The following is a 15,158-nucleotide window of genomic DNA, read 5'->3' as shown; positions in this document are numbered from 1 at the left end:
TGCTCTTCTCCCCCTTAGGTGGCCTATTCCAGCAAACCGCGAGCGGCAACCGGCACTTTAACCAGGTCGCTGTCCGTCTGCTGCAAATAGACGAAGTTATGCATGTTGACTGTGCTGCAAATGTGGTTAGGCACGATGGCGATTACATCGCCAACGCGGTAGTCCCGGTCAGGACTAATCTTAATGACGCCATGCTCTTCGTTCATTCGTTCAAAAACAGCTTCGGAATCTCCGACAATATGGCCGAAGCCCTTCAAATGAAGAGGAGCCTTGTCCGGCTGAACGTCAGTGGCGAATGTTTTGCTTCCGCCGTCGATAACGATCCTATCGGGTGCAGGACGGCTGACGACGGTAGCCCATACTGCGCCGGCGCAATCGTCAATGGAGCATAGCCCGAATTCGGACTGCATCCGGTCTTGGTAAATATAAGTGCCTGGGCGAACTTCGGTAATGCCGCTAATTTCCGCCGCATAAACCGCTGTCGGAGAAGATCCGACGCTAACGTCGCGAATGTCGACTCCAGCGTCTCGAATGGTCTCGGCAACCGCCGCCATAAAGCGGCCTTCTTCGTGGCCTGCGGCGCGAAGATCGAGAGTCGGTCCGCCTTCAAACATTGCGCCGCGATAGGTGAAGATGCCGGTTAAAGCAACGCCTTCCAGAGAAGAAATCTCTTTAGCCAGCTCTGCTGCCGCTTCGTGGGGTACGCCGGTACGGTTAAGGCCCGATTCAATTTCCAGCCGGACTTCGAATTCGACGCTATTGCGGACAGCGGCTTCCGAAATGCGACGCGCTCCTTCCAGGCTGTCGGCTCCGATGATAAGGCGGATACCCGACTTCACGAGCCGGGCAGCTCTGTCCAGCTTGGATGGCACTACGATCGGGTAGGCGATAAAGATGTCCTTGATCCCGCCCTCGGCCATCACTTCCGCTTCGGCAAGCTTGGCGACGGTAATGCCCTCCGCGCCTGCCTTAAGCTGTTTATGCGACATTTCCGGAAGCTTGTGCGTCTTCGCATGCGGGCGAAGCGATACGCCGGTGCGGGCGATGGCTGAAGCCATTTTTACAATATTGGTATCCACTGTATCCAGCTGAATGACAACGCAAGGCGTTGCGACTTCGGTATTTACAAGGCTAACATTTCGGCTCATTGTTTGGCGGCTCCCTTCGGGTCGTCCCATGATTTTGCTTCTTCTAAATAGTTATATAGCGTAAATTTGGAAATGCCCAAATGTCCGCAAATTTTTTCTCCCGACTTTTTGATTAGAAAAGCACCCTTTTGGTCGAGGAGCTGAATCAGGCGAATTTTATCCTCTTTGCTCATGAGCGCCGGCGGTCTGCCGATGGTCTCCTGAGCTTCCAGCAGCAGCGTATCCATCAGATCGTTTACGTTGCTGACGAATGATTCGCGTATCGGCTGAAGCCCTGTTCCCGTGAGCGACTGGAGCGTTTTTTCCGTCATCATCAGGTCGGTAATATCGAAATTGATGCATACCGCCCCAATAATTTGCCCCGCTTTATTTTTGACGTACATGGAGGTGGAGCGGAGGATGCGTCCATCCGCGGTTTGGGTGACGTAATTGTGGCGGTTGTCGCCCTCGGATGTTCCTCTCATAATTTCGAGACCTAAATTCGTCCCGGGATCTCCTATTTTGCGTCCCGTCACATGGCCGTTTTCGATGGCTACAATCGTACTGTCATAAGGCTTGGACCAGTCATGAATGACGACCTCGCAATTGTCTCCGAATTGTGCGGCAATCCCTTTGGCCAGCTCGGTAAAAAATAAAAATTCTTGAGAAATCGTTTCCAATGTACGCCCCCATTCCATACCCTCAACCGTTTATAGTCCAAATGGTACACCTGTAAGACGCAAAAATCAAACAAAAAATTTGTTATGCTAAAAAAAAGTATGATAGGATTTGGGCTAGATAGCAATAGGCTTAAACGGCTATATTAAAAGGATAGGATGACTTCTAAGAGGAGAGATGAAAATGCGATGGATCGGCGGGTCGCTCAAGCGAAAGTTGTCTACGCTGCTGCTGCTTTCCGTGCTCATACCGCTGCTTGCGCTTGGCTTGTTCGCCTACAATATGGCGGCTACTACAACCGAGGCGAAAGCGAAGCAGACCGGTACAAGCATTTTGAAGCAGATGAGCACTAATTTAGAGTTTATCGTAAGCGATGTGGAAAATATGTCGTTGTTTCTCATTGGGCAAAAGGATGTGCAGCTGTTTTTGAGCAGTACGGACGGAGATCCCGTCAGACAAACAAAAATGATCGAATTTTTGTCCAATTTGGTTTATTCCAAGCATTATATATCCGATATTACTATTTATCCGCTTAATGGATATCCTCCCGTTTCCAACGCGACTATTTTTGATACGGGATTGAAGGGAGAGAACGATGGGGAGATATTCAATTACCAGTCGGCGAAAAAGTTTTGGACGGAAAGATACAAAACAAATACGGCCTCCGGCCCGAAAAACGTTATCTCTCTTATCCGGCCGATCCGCAGTCTGAACAGCTTCAAGCAGCTAGGTACGTTGGTCATCAGCCTGGATGAAAAGGCGGTTTCGCATATTTTGAACCAAGCGGGCATTCCAGGGAGCGGCGGCCAAGTGATGCTGAGCAATGCGAATGGAACGATCCTGTCCAGTACGGACGCTAATTTGGCAGGCGGCCAAATGGGGGATCTGCTGCCGGGCATCGAGCTGAAAGGGAGCTCCGGCTGGCTGAACGACGGAAGTGGCGACGATAAAGTTACGATTCTGTACGATACGGTTCAGGGCGTGGACTGGACGCTGACGGAGGTGATGCCGTTTGCCGATTTCCGCAACGAAAACAGCTATGTTCTCCAGCTTACGGCCATTGTCATTATCGTTTCCGTTCTGCTTGTTTCTGTCCTTGTGCTCTACTTTGTTCAGCGGGTAACGAAACCGCTTGTCATGCTGACGCAATTTTTGCGAAACTCGAATCCGGAAGAGGCGCTGCAGACATACCCGGTAGAGTCGATGGACGAGGTCGGCCAGCTTGTACGAAGCTACAATAAGCTAAGCGACCGAATTACGCAGCTTACGGAGCAGGTCAAGCATGAGGAATCCAGCAAAAAAGAAGCCGATATGCAGGCGCTGCAAGCGCAAATCAATCCTCACTTTTTGTACAATACGCTGTCGTCCATTCACTGGATGGCGCTCATGAACCGGGATGAAAAGATTGCCGATATGGTGGGCAGCCTTAGCGATTTCCTTCGGTTCAGCTTGAACAAGGGCGAGGAGTTTTGCTCGGTGGAGCAAGAGGTAGCGCATGCGAAGCATTACGCCAATATCCAGTCGATTCGTTTTCCCGGCAAATTTGAGCTGCATCTAGATATGGAGCCGGGCCTTGGACAAGAGAGGATGCTGAAGCTGCTTCTCCAGCCGTTAATTGAAAACGCCCTGATCCACGGCATTCAAAAGAAGCCGGATGCCGGAGAGATTCGGGTCATCGTCAAGCTGGAAGAGGGCTGCATGCAGTTTGCGGTTGAAGATACGGGTGTCGGGATGGACGAGCATAAGCTGGCCGATATAAGGAGAGAGCTGCAGGCGCCGGACGATCGGAAGAAGGAGCGCGAGAGGCTTGAGCGGGGAAGCTACGGACTGCGAAATGTGCATAAAAGATTGCAGCTGCATTATGGAGCAGAGGCGGGACTGCGCATCGAAAGCGCCATTCGTTTCGGGACGAGAGTTTCATTCTCGATCCCGCTTCCGCTTCTCTCGGATGAAGGAGCGGATATGGAATGAAGCTGTTGATCGTCGATGACGAAGTGATCATTCGAACCGGGCTTAGCACTGTTATTCCATGGGGGGAAAACGGCTACGAAGTGCTGGCGCCGGCAGCCTCCGCCGAGGAAGCTATCGCAAGACTTGCGTCTGAGAGGCCGGACATTATTTTGACCGATATTCAAATGACGGGGCTGACGGGCCTCGATTTGGCCAGAGAAGCGAAGCGGCTGCTGCCGGATGCGGAAGTGATCATTTTGACGGGCTATGATCAGTTCGAATATGCCCGCAAAGCGATAATAGAAGGGGTAGGCGATTATTTGCTCAAAACGAGCAGGCCCGATGAGATTATGAATGCGGTAGGCGGTGCCCGTCAGCGAATCGTCATGCGCGGGGATGCCGCTGCCGGACGAGGCGGCTCGCGCGAGAAGGTGCTGGAGAAGCTTCTATCGGGAGAAGAGCCGGATTATGCCACCATCAGGGAGGGCACCCGCTGGCTGCCGAAGTTGAAGCTGCAAGAGCCTTCGCAGTATTTGGCATGCGTGATCGGCGCCGAAGGCTGGGGGGAAGGCTCTGCGGGCAGCGAGCTGCTATTGTTTGCCGTTCATAACGTCATTAGCGAGCTGATGGACGGGGAAGCGACGCTGCAGGGCGATTATATTTTACTTATTGTAAGGCAGGAAGAAGGAAGGCCGTCAATCGCGGATTTGGAGCTGGAGCTAGAGAGAATCGAGTTGAAGCTGAAATGCAAGCTGCAAGCTTCCGCTGGAGAGCCGGCGGAGGAGCTAAAGTATTTGAGCCGCTCCGTTGCCATGGCGACCGATACTTTTTTATATCGCGGCTTGCTGCCGAATAACCGGTTCATCCGGCCGCAAGAGATTTGCGGGCGCAAAGGAGGCAGAAGCGCCTCGTCTCCTGAGGAGCGGAGACGCCTATCGGAGCTTCTGGCAGAGCGCGATGAGAAGCGGCTTGGCCGCTGGGTTACGGAGCTGTTTGACGCAGAAATCGGCAATGAACAAGCGACGCCGGAATCGCTCTCTTCCTATTTAAACGATTTGTTGCGTTTCGCTCGCGAGCGTGCGGAGCAAATGCTGGGGGAAAGCGGTGCGGACGGCAGCTTGCCGGGCGCGGACGAAATTTCTGTAAAGGATGCGACGGTGAAGGGCGGGGAGCTGCTTTTGACGGCTCTCTTGGAGCTTGCCGCCGTTGTCCAGGATGCGTCGACGGGCCAAAAAATGCCGCATATGAACCGGGCGCTTGCTTATATCGACGAGCATCTGGATGAGGAATTGACGCTTCAGCAAGCGGCACAGAGGGTGCAGCTCACTCCGCATCATTTCAGCGAGGTGTTTCAGCGGGAAACGGGACTGCCTTATAAGGAGTATGTCGCCAAAACGAGGCTTGAACGGGCTAAGGAGCTGCTGGAGGAGACGGACGCGGCTGTGAGCGAGATCGCCGATCGGACGGGGTACGGCAGTCTCGACGACTTCAACCAGCTGTTTGTAGCGGCATTCGGAATGACACCGTGGGATTATCGCAGAAAAAAGCAGGAAGGATGACGGTTTGAGGGCATGGCGTACTTTACTTAAGCCTGTCCCATTTCATAAAGAGACATAGCGAGGGGGAAAGCGTAATGAAGCTAAAACTGTCTGCTATGATCATACTATCCCTTTTGACGGCCGTATCGGCAGTCTTCGTCTTCAACCGGGAGGACGTTCCCGCTGCGGGACCTATGGCTAAAATCGAGCTGTCGCTATGGCATAACTTTACGGGGGAAGACCTGAGGGCGCAAACGATGCGTTCCATTATAAAAGAATTCCAGGACGCCAATCCGGACATTGCGCTCCATATTGAAGCGATTCCGCCCGACGGCTACCGTACGCGCTTAAAAACGGTGGCCGCGGCCGACGAAATGCCGGATGTGTTCGTCATGTGGAGCGGCGCGATGACAGAGGAGTTTTCGTCCGCTTCGCTCGTTCAGCCCATCAATGGGCTGGTGGAGGCCAATCCGGAGTGGAGGGACGGCTTCCTGTCGGGCTCGCTGGAAGCCTTCACGGAAGATGGAAATATTTACGGGGCCCCGATGGGGCTTTCTCCTACTTCCATTTTGTATTACAACAAAGGCATTTTTAATAAGTACGGTTTGAAAGTTCCCGAAACATGGGATGGGCTGCTGGCTGTTATCGAAAGGCTGAAGCGGGAAGGCGTGACGCCAATCGCACTCGGCAATAAGGCGGCCTGGCTTGCGCAGTCCAGCATATTCAGCTCCCTTGCAGATCGTGTAACGGGAACGGACTGGTTGCTGAAAGCGGTGAAGCAGGAGGGAGCAGGCTTCACTGATCCGCCCTTTGTTGAGGCTTTGACGTATATGGCGCAGCTCGGAGAAGTTGGCGCTTTTCAAGAGGGCTACAACAATATCGACAATACGCAAATGGAGCTTATGTTTGCGAAGGGCGAAGCGGCGATGATGATAGACGGCGGCTGGGCGCTCAGCAATTTAGCCGCCAATGCGACGATAGAGCAGATGCGGGAGATGGGGGCGGCCGTACTTCCTTCAATCCCCGGCGGCAAAGGCGATCCCCGCACTCTGTCGGGGGCGGTAGGCTCAGGGATGGCGCTTGGCAAAGATGCAACCGGGAAAAAGCGGGAAGCGGCGCTAAGGCTCATTTATGCCATGTCCGGCCCAGAAGCCCAGCGGCGTACACTCGAGAGCAACCAACTGGTCAGTTACAAAATCGAGCTGGACAAAGGGAAAGCAACTCCGATTTTTTCGGAAGTGTATAATTTGGTCAACAGCGTCAAGCTGACTCCGATTTACGATAGCATGCTGACGTCGGAGGGGACGGAGGCGCTTAATAATGGGCTGCAAGAGCTGCTTGCCGGAGGAGATCCGAAAGAAGTTGCGAAAAGCGTTCAAGCCGCCCATGCCAAAGCGCTGGCGGAGCAGCACTGAGGCGCTGGAAACGAATAAGTTGAGATGCTGAAAACGAACAAATGGTAGAGACGGGAGCATTATAAATCATGAACAACGAAACGGAGCGATTAACGCCAGTCTATTTGCTTTCTGGCTTCCTCGGCAGCGGCAAAACGACGCTGCTTGCTCGGCTGCTGGAGCATTATAAACATCAAGGCTTGAAGCCTGCTGTCGTCATGAATGAACTGGGAGAGGTGAACCTCGACGGGGAACTGGTCGATGCCGCGATTCCGATGGCGGAAATGCTGGGCGGATGCATTTGCTGCTCCATTCGCAGCGATCTTGGAGTCGAGCTTGGCGCATTAATCGAGCAGCATCGTCCGGATGTCATCTTTATCGAGTCGACGGGGGCAGCGAATCCGATGGAGACGCTGGACGGCATAACGGATGCGGCGATGTACAAAACCGTCGAATTGCGCGCTGTCCTAACGGTAGTTGACGGGCCGGAGCTTCTGCAAAGAAGCAGAAACGGCAAAGGCCGGACGTTCAAGCTGATGAAGGAGCAAATCCGGTGCGGCTCGCATCTATTGCTCAATAAGGCGGACAAGCTTGCGCCGGATGAGCTGGTAGAAGCGCAGCAGCTGCTGCGCGAGCTTAATGCCTATGCGCCCATTATGCCGACCGTGCGTTGCGAGGTGCAGGACTGGAGTTGGCTAAGTTCGGCCGCTAATGCGCCTATAGGCGCTATCTCCCCTCTTAACGGTGTCGCGGAAGGAGAGACGGAGCAGGAAGAGCATCATCATTCCCATGAACATGTCATGGTAGTGACGCATTATTTCCGCAGCAGCGTTTCAAGCGGGCTGTTTGAAGAGCTGCTAACCCGTCTGCCGGATACCATCTATCGGGCGAAAGGGATCGTTTCATTTTCGGATACGGCAAGCGGAAGTCGATTCCTGTTTCAATACGCGTATAAAGAGTCGGATTTTATTCGGATTGAGCCGCAGGGGAAAGTGAACGACGTCGCGGTATTTATAGGCGAGCATTTTTCAAAGGATTGGCTGAAAAACGAGCTGGCTAAGCTAGAGGCATAAATTCGTATTTGTCCAATTATGTCGGTTCATGTCTATTCGTCGAGCAGGATGGCAACGATGATGAATAGACACCCGAGCGGGCTGTCTTTTAATGGTTATGGACAGAAAGGACGGGACGAATAGAATGAGCCTTCGATTAAAGATTGGGGTGGCTGTTGCTGTTGCTTTTGCCGCGATTGCCATTGTTCAGGCGCCCCCTGCAGACGCACAAGCCATAGCGGAGAAAGCTGCAGGCGCCTCCATGGAACCGGGTGAGCAGCGCGTCGAGAGAAAGCATTTCCACCACCATGGAGAAATGACCAAAGAGCAATTTGAAGCTTACCGTTTGAAGCGGCTTCAGGAGCTGGCTGCATACTTCGGCATCGAGACGGAAGGCAAGTCGGCCGAGCAGTTGAAAAAAGAAGTTTCTGTCGCCAAGGAAGCGAACAAAGAGAAGTGGGAAGCGTTTAAGGCGGAGCATCAGGCGCAGCGTCTGGAGCATTTGCGGAAAGTGGCCGAAAGGCATGGGATTGAGACGAAGGGGAAATCCGAAGAGCAGCTTCATCAAGAGCTGAGACAGTTGCATATCAGCAAACGAGACCATGCTGAGGAACCTCATCGATCGGAGAAGAAACCGCAGCAGAAACCAGAGAAGAAGCCAGAGCAAAAACCAGAGCAGAAGCCGGAGCAAAAACCAGAGCAAAAGCCGGAGCAAAAGCCAGAGCAAAAGCCAGAGCAAAAACCAGAGCAAAAGCCAGAGCAGAAGCCGGAGCAAAAGCCAGAGCAGAAGCCAGAGAAAAAGCAGAAGTAGAATCAGTTCGATGAAATAGAAGCGCACGCGTTCCTTTAGGGGGAAGCTGCGCTTTTTTCTTTATTTTAAGAAGCCGGGTAGGTTTTATCGAAAAAGGGCTTGCACCTGACGTAACGTCAAGTGATATGCTCTGTTCAAGGGAGGGGAGATGGATGGAGAGAGGACATAAAGAGAAGACATACCCCATTGGAGAGTTTGCCAAACTGACCGGAGTGACCGAGAGAACGCTGCGATTTTATGATCGTAAGGAGCTGCTGAGGCCAACGGGACGAAACGCTCAAGGACATCGCTTTTACAATGAGAGCGATTTAGTAAAGCTCCAACGTATATTGACGCTCAAATATTTGGATTACTCGCTGGAGGACATTGCCGGCCATTTTCAAAAAAAGGACGTCGATTTTCAGCAATCGTTAACGGCGCAGTATGCTCTGCTTAAGCAAAAACAGAAGCAGTTGGAACGGGTTCTTAATACAATAGAACGGTTGCAGGAGAGCTTGGCAGGCAATGGTCAGGTAGAAAGAGATTTGCTGCTAATGCTTATTCACAGTATTCAAAACGAGGAGAGCCAAAAGCAATATTTTGCCGAGCATATGTCCGAAGCCGTCGTCCAGATCATGTTTATGGAGGGGGTGCCGGAAGAAGCCAAACGAGAATACGAGCGGAAAATGACCGGCATTCTCATTGAAATAGTAAGCTTTTGCAAAGCGGGAAGAAGTCCGTCCGATCCAGAGGTGCTGGAGGTAGGCCACCGGATGTTGGAATTAATGAAGGAAACGCTGGGTCCGGGGTTAAGCCAGCTTAACGAGGAACAATTGCAGCAGCTCGAAATGGAGATTGAGAAGCACAGCGAATCGTTTGATCCTTCTCTCATTCGGACGGGACTCGGCTATGAGGAGGAAAACTTTTTGCTGGAACTCGCAAATCATTTAGAGAAAATAAGTTTGAGAATTGGGGGACAACCGAGTGGCGATTAAACCGTTTATTTCATTGATAGGAAAACATAGACCAGCCAAGTGGATCATTGCTGCCGCCATTATTTTGGGACTTGTCGAAACCGTTTTTCAATTGCTTATTCCGCTGTTGACCAAAAATGTGGTGGAGCAGCTGTCCACCTCGGGGCTCGAGACGGCTACCATCGTTCTGTTAGGCTCGGTCTTTGTATTGCAGACAGCGATGTCGGGCTTCTCCGTCTATTCCATGTCCTATGTGGGGCACTACATTATCGGCGGCATTCGGAGGGAGTTATGGGAGCGTGTTCTGAAGCTGCCGGTGCCGTTTTACGACCGCAACGCGTCTGGGGAGACGATGAGCCGTGTCACAAACGATACAAATGTTATTAAAGATTTTATTATTAGCCACGTCATCTCGTTTTTGGGCGGCATCGTATCCATTATTGGCGGTGTGGTCATCCTGCTTTATATCGACTGGAAAATGACGCTGCTTATGTTTATCGCCGTTCCAGCCGCTATGTTAGTGCTGTGGCCGCTTGGAAACAAAATGTTTAAAGTGTCCAAGTCGATGCAGGACGAAACGGCGCTGTTTCAAGGGGATCTCGGCAGAGTATTGTCGGAGATCAGACTTGTGAAAGCGTCATTGGCAGAGCGTATCGAGAACCGCCAAGGGGAGAAGCGCATTACTAGCCTGTTCGGCTTCGGTCTACAGGAAGCTAAAATTATGTCGATCGTTACGCCGCTTATGATGAGCATTATGCTGCTTATTTTGGTGCTGCTCATCGGTTACGGCGGCGTAAGAGTCGCTCAAGGCACGCTGACGAATGGAGATTTAGTAGCTATCATTTTGTACATGTTCCAAATCGTCATGCCGTTTACGCAGATGGCTTCCTTTTTTACACAGTTTCAAAAAGCGATGGGCGCATCCCAGCGAATCATCGAGCTGCTTGAGGAGCCAGTCGAGAAGGATGGTACGGAAGCGGCCCCTTCGGCAGAACGGAGCGGCAAACAAGTGTTGAGCTTTGAAAATGTCCATTTTTCCTACTCGTCGGACCGGACCATTTTGCAGGGACTTTCATTCCAGGCCGTTCCGGGAGGCATGACGGCGATTGTCGGGCCGAGCGGTACGGGGAAAACGACGGTGTTTTCACTAATTGAACGTTTTTACAACCCGACAAAGGGAAATATCTGTTATGACGGCAAGCCTATTTCGGACCTTGGACTGGAGGGGTGGAGACGCAAAATGGCGTACGTTTCCCAAGACAGTCCGATGATGGCAGGCAGCATCCGCCATAATTTAACGTATGGCCTTGAACAGGACGTCCCTGAGCGAGAGATGGAAGAGGCGCTAAGCCAAGCCAACTTGACCGATTTTATATCGTCTTTGCCGGAAGGGCTTGATACCGAGGTCGGCGAGCGGGGCGTCAAGCTGTCGGGCGGACAGCGGCAACGGCTTGCCATTGCGAGGGCGCTGCTCCGCAACCCGGATATTTTATTGCTGGATGAGGCGACAGCCCATCTCGACAGCGATTCGGAGAAGCTTGTGCAAGAGGCTCTTCATACGTTGATGAAATCAAGAACAACGCTCGTTATCGCACACCGGCTGTCGACGATCAGCAATGCAGACAAAATTGTCGTGCTGGAAAAAGGCGAAGTAACCGGACAAGGCACGCATGCCGAGCTGCTTCAAACGCACGAGCTGTACGCCAAGCTGGTGCAGCAGCAATTTATTGAAAACGAAGCGGTGTAAAGGGGCAGTCAAACGTGATATTTTCGAGTTTACAGGAGCTCGTCACCACTCCCTAGCCGATAAAAAAGCTGATTCCAAGCTTTGACTTATGAACGGTAGTCCTATATAAAGACGTGTCTAATAAAAAGGCGCTATGCAGTAAAGAGATGGCTTCTGAATTCATCAGGAGTCATCTTTTTTAATCTCTATTAGTTCGATGATTCAGGAGCATTACGCCATTGCGGCACAGAGAAGTCATTGCCTTTGAGTCATTGCCTTTGTTCATTGTTCTTCGTTATTGTTATGGTCATCTATAAGGTTTAATAGTGGATGAGTGAGGGGAGGGGGTACTATATTTTATGGTACTTATCTCAAGTCATTGTTTACGCTATGCTCGATATGTAACCATTTTTTTGAGTTGAGCTGAAGGAGTTGATATCTACTGAAAGGAGGTAAAAAGATATTTTTATTACAACTCCATATTCATTTTATTAAAATTTCTACGCGCGACCATCTTAAGGAAGCTTTGGACAGAGACAAATATAATGAAAATGATAACAAATAACGGTTCCATGAGAGCCTGCAAGATCAGTATTTCCTCATCCAAGGGCAAGAGGCTATCCCTCAGGGCATTTAAAACCTTGCAGGACAGCCTCTCCTCGGATGAAGTTGATTCCAAACAAACCGCCGAATCCGGGAAGTCATTTTTTATTTTTTGAAAAAGCCCTTAAACACTTCGGCTATTTTGTCTTGCTGATCGGAAATGGAAAACAGTACATATTTTCCTTGTCGGATGATTTGAAAATTTTTGGCGAGCTCGTACTGATTCGGCAAATAGTGCTCAAAGTTTTTTTGGACCGTTTCGGCGCGGAATTCGAACGCTTCTTTTATTTTATCGTAATCCTTCTCGGATTTCAGTTTTACGATGGAATATTCGCTGACGGAAATCATAATCATCGCCTGTTTGAATACGCCCTCTTCCAGAAGCTTGTTAGGGTCAATGCCGTTGTAGGCATCCGGAACCATTGCATAATCGACGTCGCTGAGCTGCCCCATCTCAATTTCGCTCGACAGCTTGGCCACAATATCGCTGATGGCTACGCTTTTTTCAGGCGCAGGCGACGGCTTGCCAGTTGGTTTTGCAGACGGTTTTGCAGATGGCTTTGGGTCCGGCTTGGCAGTCGGCTTCGGGTCCACAGGCTTTTTGGTCGGCTGCGGAGCGGGTTTTTTCGTAGGTTTAACGCTTGGCTTGTCGCTGGGCGCTTGGCTTGGCTGTTGTTCAGGACTCGCGGACGGTTTTGGTGCTGGCTTTGACGTGTGACTAGGCTCCGACGGAGCTGGGGAGCTTTGTTCCTCCGGCTTGGCCGAAGGCGATGCGGTAGCGGTAGGCTTCTCCTTCGCCTCTTCGCTTGGCAGAGCACTTGGTGTCACTTTGGCACTCTCTGTCGGCGATGGGGAAGCAATCGCGCTTGGCTTTGCGTTAACGTTGCCCGCGGAATCGTTTGCTCCGCTGCAAGCGGTCACCACAAAAGTGACGGCTAACGCAAATGCTGCAAATTTGAGATGATTTTTTGATTTACTAGCCATGATGTTCTCCTTTTGTCCATGCTGTTAATGGTATAGTAGACATTGGACTAGACGGACAGTTCTTTGCAAAGGTTGCAAATTAGCAGCAAGGGGGAACAGAAATGGCTTCTTGGTTCCGTACGGGAATAATGGTTGCGGTTGTTCTAATACTGACTCGGTTTTTACCGTTTTCCGCCTTTTTCCGCAATGTCAATACACTTGTTCATGAGCTGGCACATGCCATTGCGGCACTCGTGCTTCAAGGAAAAGTGATGGAAATTCGACTTTATGCGGACCAGAGCGGTGTTACGCTGACCAGCTTTCAGGAAGGCTGGATGCTCATACCGATTGCGTTTGCGGGGTATGCAGGAGCCTCTCTTTTTTCAGTGTTTTTATTTTGGCTGCACAGCAAAAACTGGTGGAAGCAGGGACTTGTTATAGTTACGGCGATAACTGTCCTTTCGCTTTTGTTATTTATTCGCAACGGCTATGGGATAGCTTGGGGCGCGGGGTTTGCGGCGTTAACCGCCATAGTGGCTTTTTTATCGCCGGACTGGCTGAAAAGGGGCTATTTTTTGCTTATCTCATTTATTTGCTTGGTCGAATCAGTTGTTTCAGCGGCTGTGGTGCTGTATTTGGCGCTTGTTGAACCCGGATCGGCGGGCGATGCCGCCAGCCTTTCGCAGGCTGCGCTGCTCCCTGCGTTTGTATGGGGATTGTTGTTTGTGCTCATTTCGTTTTGGTGCGCCCGTTTGGCAATCGGCCAATTTTTTGACGTTGGCAGACGACAGAAGGAGTGGCTTCAGAATAAATAATTTTGCTGAACACTCCTATTTATTAAAAAACCATTTAGGAGGGGAAATGATTATGAAAAGATTTAGAAAGGCTTTTGTCGTCATGCTTAGTACGATTTTAATATTTAGTTTTGTAATGACTTCGAATGCAAGTCAAAGCACAGGCAGCAGTTCAGGGCAAGCAAGTAACGGGGAAACGGGAATACAGCTCACGCAAGAGAAGGAAAGTATATTAAATGAGCTAACACGCTCAGATACATCTGAAGGCCTCACTTCTTCCACGCATGTTGCTAGTGAACAAATTAGCCTCAATTCACCTGCAGTCCATTCATTGAAAAAAGTATCAGGTTCAACTCAAAAAGCAGCCCCTTCAGCCGCAACATCAAACTCCTTAACAACTGCATCAGTAACTTCCACTACTTATTCAGGCACAATTGCTACAGCTGGAACCGCACAATTTGTATATCCCATTTATTTGCAGCCTGGAGAACTGCTGCAAGCTCAATTAACAGGACCTGCTTCCGCATCGCTTGATTATGACCTATATCTGTATGAATTTAATATGAGTACAGGCAATCTCAATCCGACGGAATTAGACTACTCCATTTATGGAACATACTATAACAGCTATCCGACAGGCTCCTCGACACTTACAGAAAATGTTGGCACACGCAACGCCATCACCACACCAAAGGCCTATGCGCTCAAAATTTATGCAAAAACGGGCTCCAGCAGCACCCTCCCTTACTATTTAACTGTCGATGTTGCAGCTAGCTATGATGCATTCGAACCGGATGAAAATGCTTTTAAAGCTTATACATTCGCCTTTGCCGCCGGTGGTTCTACCCTTAATACACGCTCCATTCATTCTGGCATAGATAATGATTGGTATAAGATTACCGTTCCGGCAAGCCGCAATTATGATAAATTAACTATTCAACTGGACGGCACCTCGACAGGGTATGGATATAAAGCAGAGGTTTACGGTGTGCAAACGGGCAATAAGCTGGTTCTTCTTCCCCATACGAACAACAATGTCGCCTTAAATACAGGAACGTACTATGTTAAGGTGTCAACAACAAACCAATTTTCGAGCAGCCATTTATATTCCCTTACGATCAGACCGGTTTTAAGAGCAGGCAACATTACGATTACCGGCTTTGACTCTTCAGCCAATGGGCCAAATGACTATCCAAACTATGCACATGCAGGCGCTCATTACCGCGTTGACCAATACAGCAACTTCACTGTAAAAGGAGTAGTTAGAACGACAGACAACTTCCCTGTTGTCAATGAGCTTGTTCATATGACATGGCTTAATCCTAACTGGAATTCAAGCAGCGGAAATCGTATTCGTTCTGCTTCTGGCTACACCGACCAAAACGGCAATTTCAGCATAACGGTTACGCTGCCAGCGTCTACGGGCAGCATCGCAGAACCGATGCCGATCTATTTCATGCATTATTTTGACTATACGGATGTTTTAGTTCAAGTATCGGGAACTTCGGTGCTAGACACAGATAATGTGTATCACTTTGCTTACAGCCTCTATAACGGAGGATCTTAAAT

At 50.4% G+C, this 15,158-nt stretch carries 12 protein-coding genes; 9 read left to right on the top strand and 3 right to left on the bottom strand.

Annotation, left to right across the window (positions count from 1 at the left end):
• Positions 1-23: 23 nt before the first annotated feature.
• Positions 24-1,148 carry an alanine racemase gene (locus ACFQZE_RS12480; RefSeq protein WP_379357324.1) on the bottom strand — a complete coding sequence of 375 codons (1,125 nt, stop codon included), beginning with the start codon at positions 1,146-1,148 and terminating at the stop codon, positions 24-26.
• The gene (locus ACFQZE_RS12475; protein ID WP_379357322.1) at positions 1,145-1,807 is read right to left on the bottom strand and encodes a helix-turn-helix transcriptional regulator; all 663 of its coding nucleotides are present in this window, start codon (positions 1,805-1,807) and stop codon (positions 1,145-1,147) included. Before ACFQZE_RS12475 ends, ACFQZE_RS12480 begins: the two co-directional genes overlap by 4 nt.
• 181 nt (positions 1,808-1,988) lie before the next feature.
• Here ACFQZE_RS12475 and ACFQZE_RS12470 point away from each other — a divergent pair, with 181 nt between their 5' ends.
• From ACFQZE_RS12470 to ACFQZE_RS12440, 7 genes are all read left to right on the top strand, one after another.
• A complete protein-coding gene (locus tag ACFQZE_RS12470; RefSeq protein WP_379357320.1) occupies positions 1,989-3,776 on the top strand; it encodes a cache domain-containing sensor histidine kinase in 1,788 nt (595 codons plus the stop codon).
• Positions 3,773-5,314: a response regulator gene (locus tag ACFQZE_RS12465; protein WP_379357318.1), complete on the top strand. Its 1,542-nt coding sequence runs from the start codon at positions 3,773-3,775 to the stop codon at positions 5,312-5,314. Before ACFQZE_RS12470 ends, ACFQZE_RS12465 begins: the two co-directional genes overlap by 4 nt.
• 74 nt (positions 5,315-5,388) lie before the next feature.
• On the top strand, positions 5,389-6,708 hold the full coding sequence (locus ACFQZE_RS12460) for an extracellular solute-binding protein (protein WP_379357316.1): 1,320 nt from the start codon (positions 5,389-5,391) through the stop codon (positions 6,706-6,708).
• Between the two features lie 68 nt (positions 6,709-6,776).
• Positions 6,777-7,760 (top strand): CobW family GTP-binding protein, encoded by a 984-nt coding sequence (locus ACFQZE_RS12455; RefSeq protein ID WP_379357314.1) that lies wholly within the window; start codon positions 6,777-6,779, stop codon positions 7,758-7,760.
• A 124-nt stretch (positions 7,761-7,884) separates the two neighbouring features.
• The gene (locus tag ACFQZE_RS12450) at positions 7,885-8,550 is read left to right on the top strand and encodes a hypothetical protein (RefSeq protein ID WP_379357312.1); all 666 of its coding nucleotides are present in this window, start codon (positions 7,885-7,887) and stop codon (positions 8,548-8,550) included.
• Between the two features lie 152 nt (positions 8,551-8,702).
• On the top strand, positions 8,703-9,524 hold the full coding sequence (locus tag ACFQZE_RS12445; protein WP_379357310.1) for a MerR family transcriptional regulator: 822 nt from the start codon (positions 8,703-8,705) through the stop codon (positions 9,522-9,524).
• Complete coding sequence (locus ACFQZE_RS12440; protein ID WP_379357308.1) at positions 9,514-11,250, top strand: ABC transporter ATP-binding protein; 1,737 nt, start codon at positions 9,514-9,516, stop codon at positions 11,248-11,250. The genes ACFQZE_RS12445 and ACFQZE_RS12440 overlap by 11 nt, the downstream gene beginning before the upstream one ends.
• A gap of 687 nt (positions 11,251-11,937) precedes the next feature.
• Here the strand turns inward: ACFQZE_RS12440 and ACFQZE_RS12435 are convergent.
• Complete coding sequence (locus ACFQZE_RS12435; protein ID WP_379357306.1) at positions 11,938-12,816, bottom strand: DUF4358 domain-containing protein; 879 nt, start codon at positions 12,814-12,816, stop codon at positions 11,938-11,940.
• Positions 12,817-12,917: 101 nt separating this feature from the next.
• On the opposite strand from ACFQZE_RS12435, the gene ACFQZE_RS12430 reads away from it, so the two are divergent.
• Together ACFQZE_RS12430 and ACFQZE_RS12425 are read left to right on the top strand one after the other, a co-directional pair.
• On the top strand, positions 12,918-13,610 hold the full coding sequence (locus ACFQZE_RS12430) for a M50 family metallopeptidase (RefSeq protein WP_379357304.1): 693 nt from the start codon (positions 12,918-12,920) through the stop codon (positions 13,608-13,610).
• A 52-nt stretch (positions 13,611-13,662) separates the two neighbouring features.
• Positions 13,663-15,156 carry a hypothetical protein gene (locus ACFQZE_RS12425; protein ID WP_379357301.1) on the top strand — a complete coding sequence of 498 codons (1,494 nt, stop codon included), beginning with the start codon at positions 13,663-13,665 and terminating at the stop codon, positions 15,154-15,156.
• Positions 15,157-15,158 lie beyond the last annotated feature (2 nt).

The sequence above is a fragment of the Paenibacillus sp. GCM10027627 genome, from assembly GCF_042675505.1.
Lineage (GTDB): Bacteria > Bacillota > Bacilli > Paenibacillales > Paenibacillaceae > Pristimantibacillus.
The sequence above is the reverse complement of the archived record's forward strand: the minus strand, read 5'-3'. Positions and strand labels throughout refer to the sequence as shown.

Coding starts and splice junctions, on each gene's coding strand:
- ACFQZE_RS12430 (WP_379357304.1), top strand. CDS start 12,918: ATGGCTTCTTGGTTCCGTACGGGAATAATGGTTGCGGTTGTTCTAATA.
- ACFQZE_RS12450 (WP_379357312.1), top strand. CDS start 7,885: ATGAGCCTTCGATTAAAGATTGGGGTGGCTGTTGCTGTTGCTTTTGCC.
- ACFQZE_RS12480 (WP_379357324.1), bottom strand. CDS start 1,148: ATGAGCCGAAATGTTAGCCTTGTAAATACCGAAGTCGCAACGCCTTGC.
- ACFQZE_RS12435 (WP_379357306.1), bottom strand. CDS start 12,816: ATGGCTAGTAAATCAAAAAATCATCTCAAATTTGCAGCATTTGCGTTA.
- ACFQZE_RS12470 (WP_379357320.1), top strand. CDS start 1,989: ATGCGATGGATCGGCGGGTCGCTCAAGCGAAAGTTGTCTACGCTGCTG.
- ACFQZE_RS12455 (WP_379357314.1), top strand. CDS start 6,777: ATGAACAACGAAACGGAGCGATTAACGCCAGTCTATTTGCTTTCTGGC.
- ACFQZE_RS12425 (WP_379357301.1), top strand. CDS start 13,663: ATGAAAAGATTTAGAAAGGCTTTTGTCGTCATGCTTAGTACGATTTTA.
- ACFQZE_RS12460 (WP_379357316.1), top strand. CDS start 5,389: ATGAAGCTAAAACTGTCTGCTATGATCATACTATCCCTTTTGACGGCC.
- ACFQZE_RS12465 (WP_379357318.1), top strand. CDS start 3,773: ATGAAGCTGTTGATCGTCGATGACGAAGTGATCATTCGAACCGGGCTT.
- ACFQZE_RS12445 (WP_379357310.1), top strand. CDS start 8,703: ATGGAGAGAGGACATAAAGAGAAGACATACCCCATTGGAGAGTTTGCC.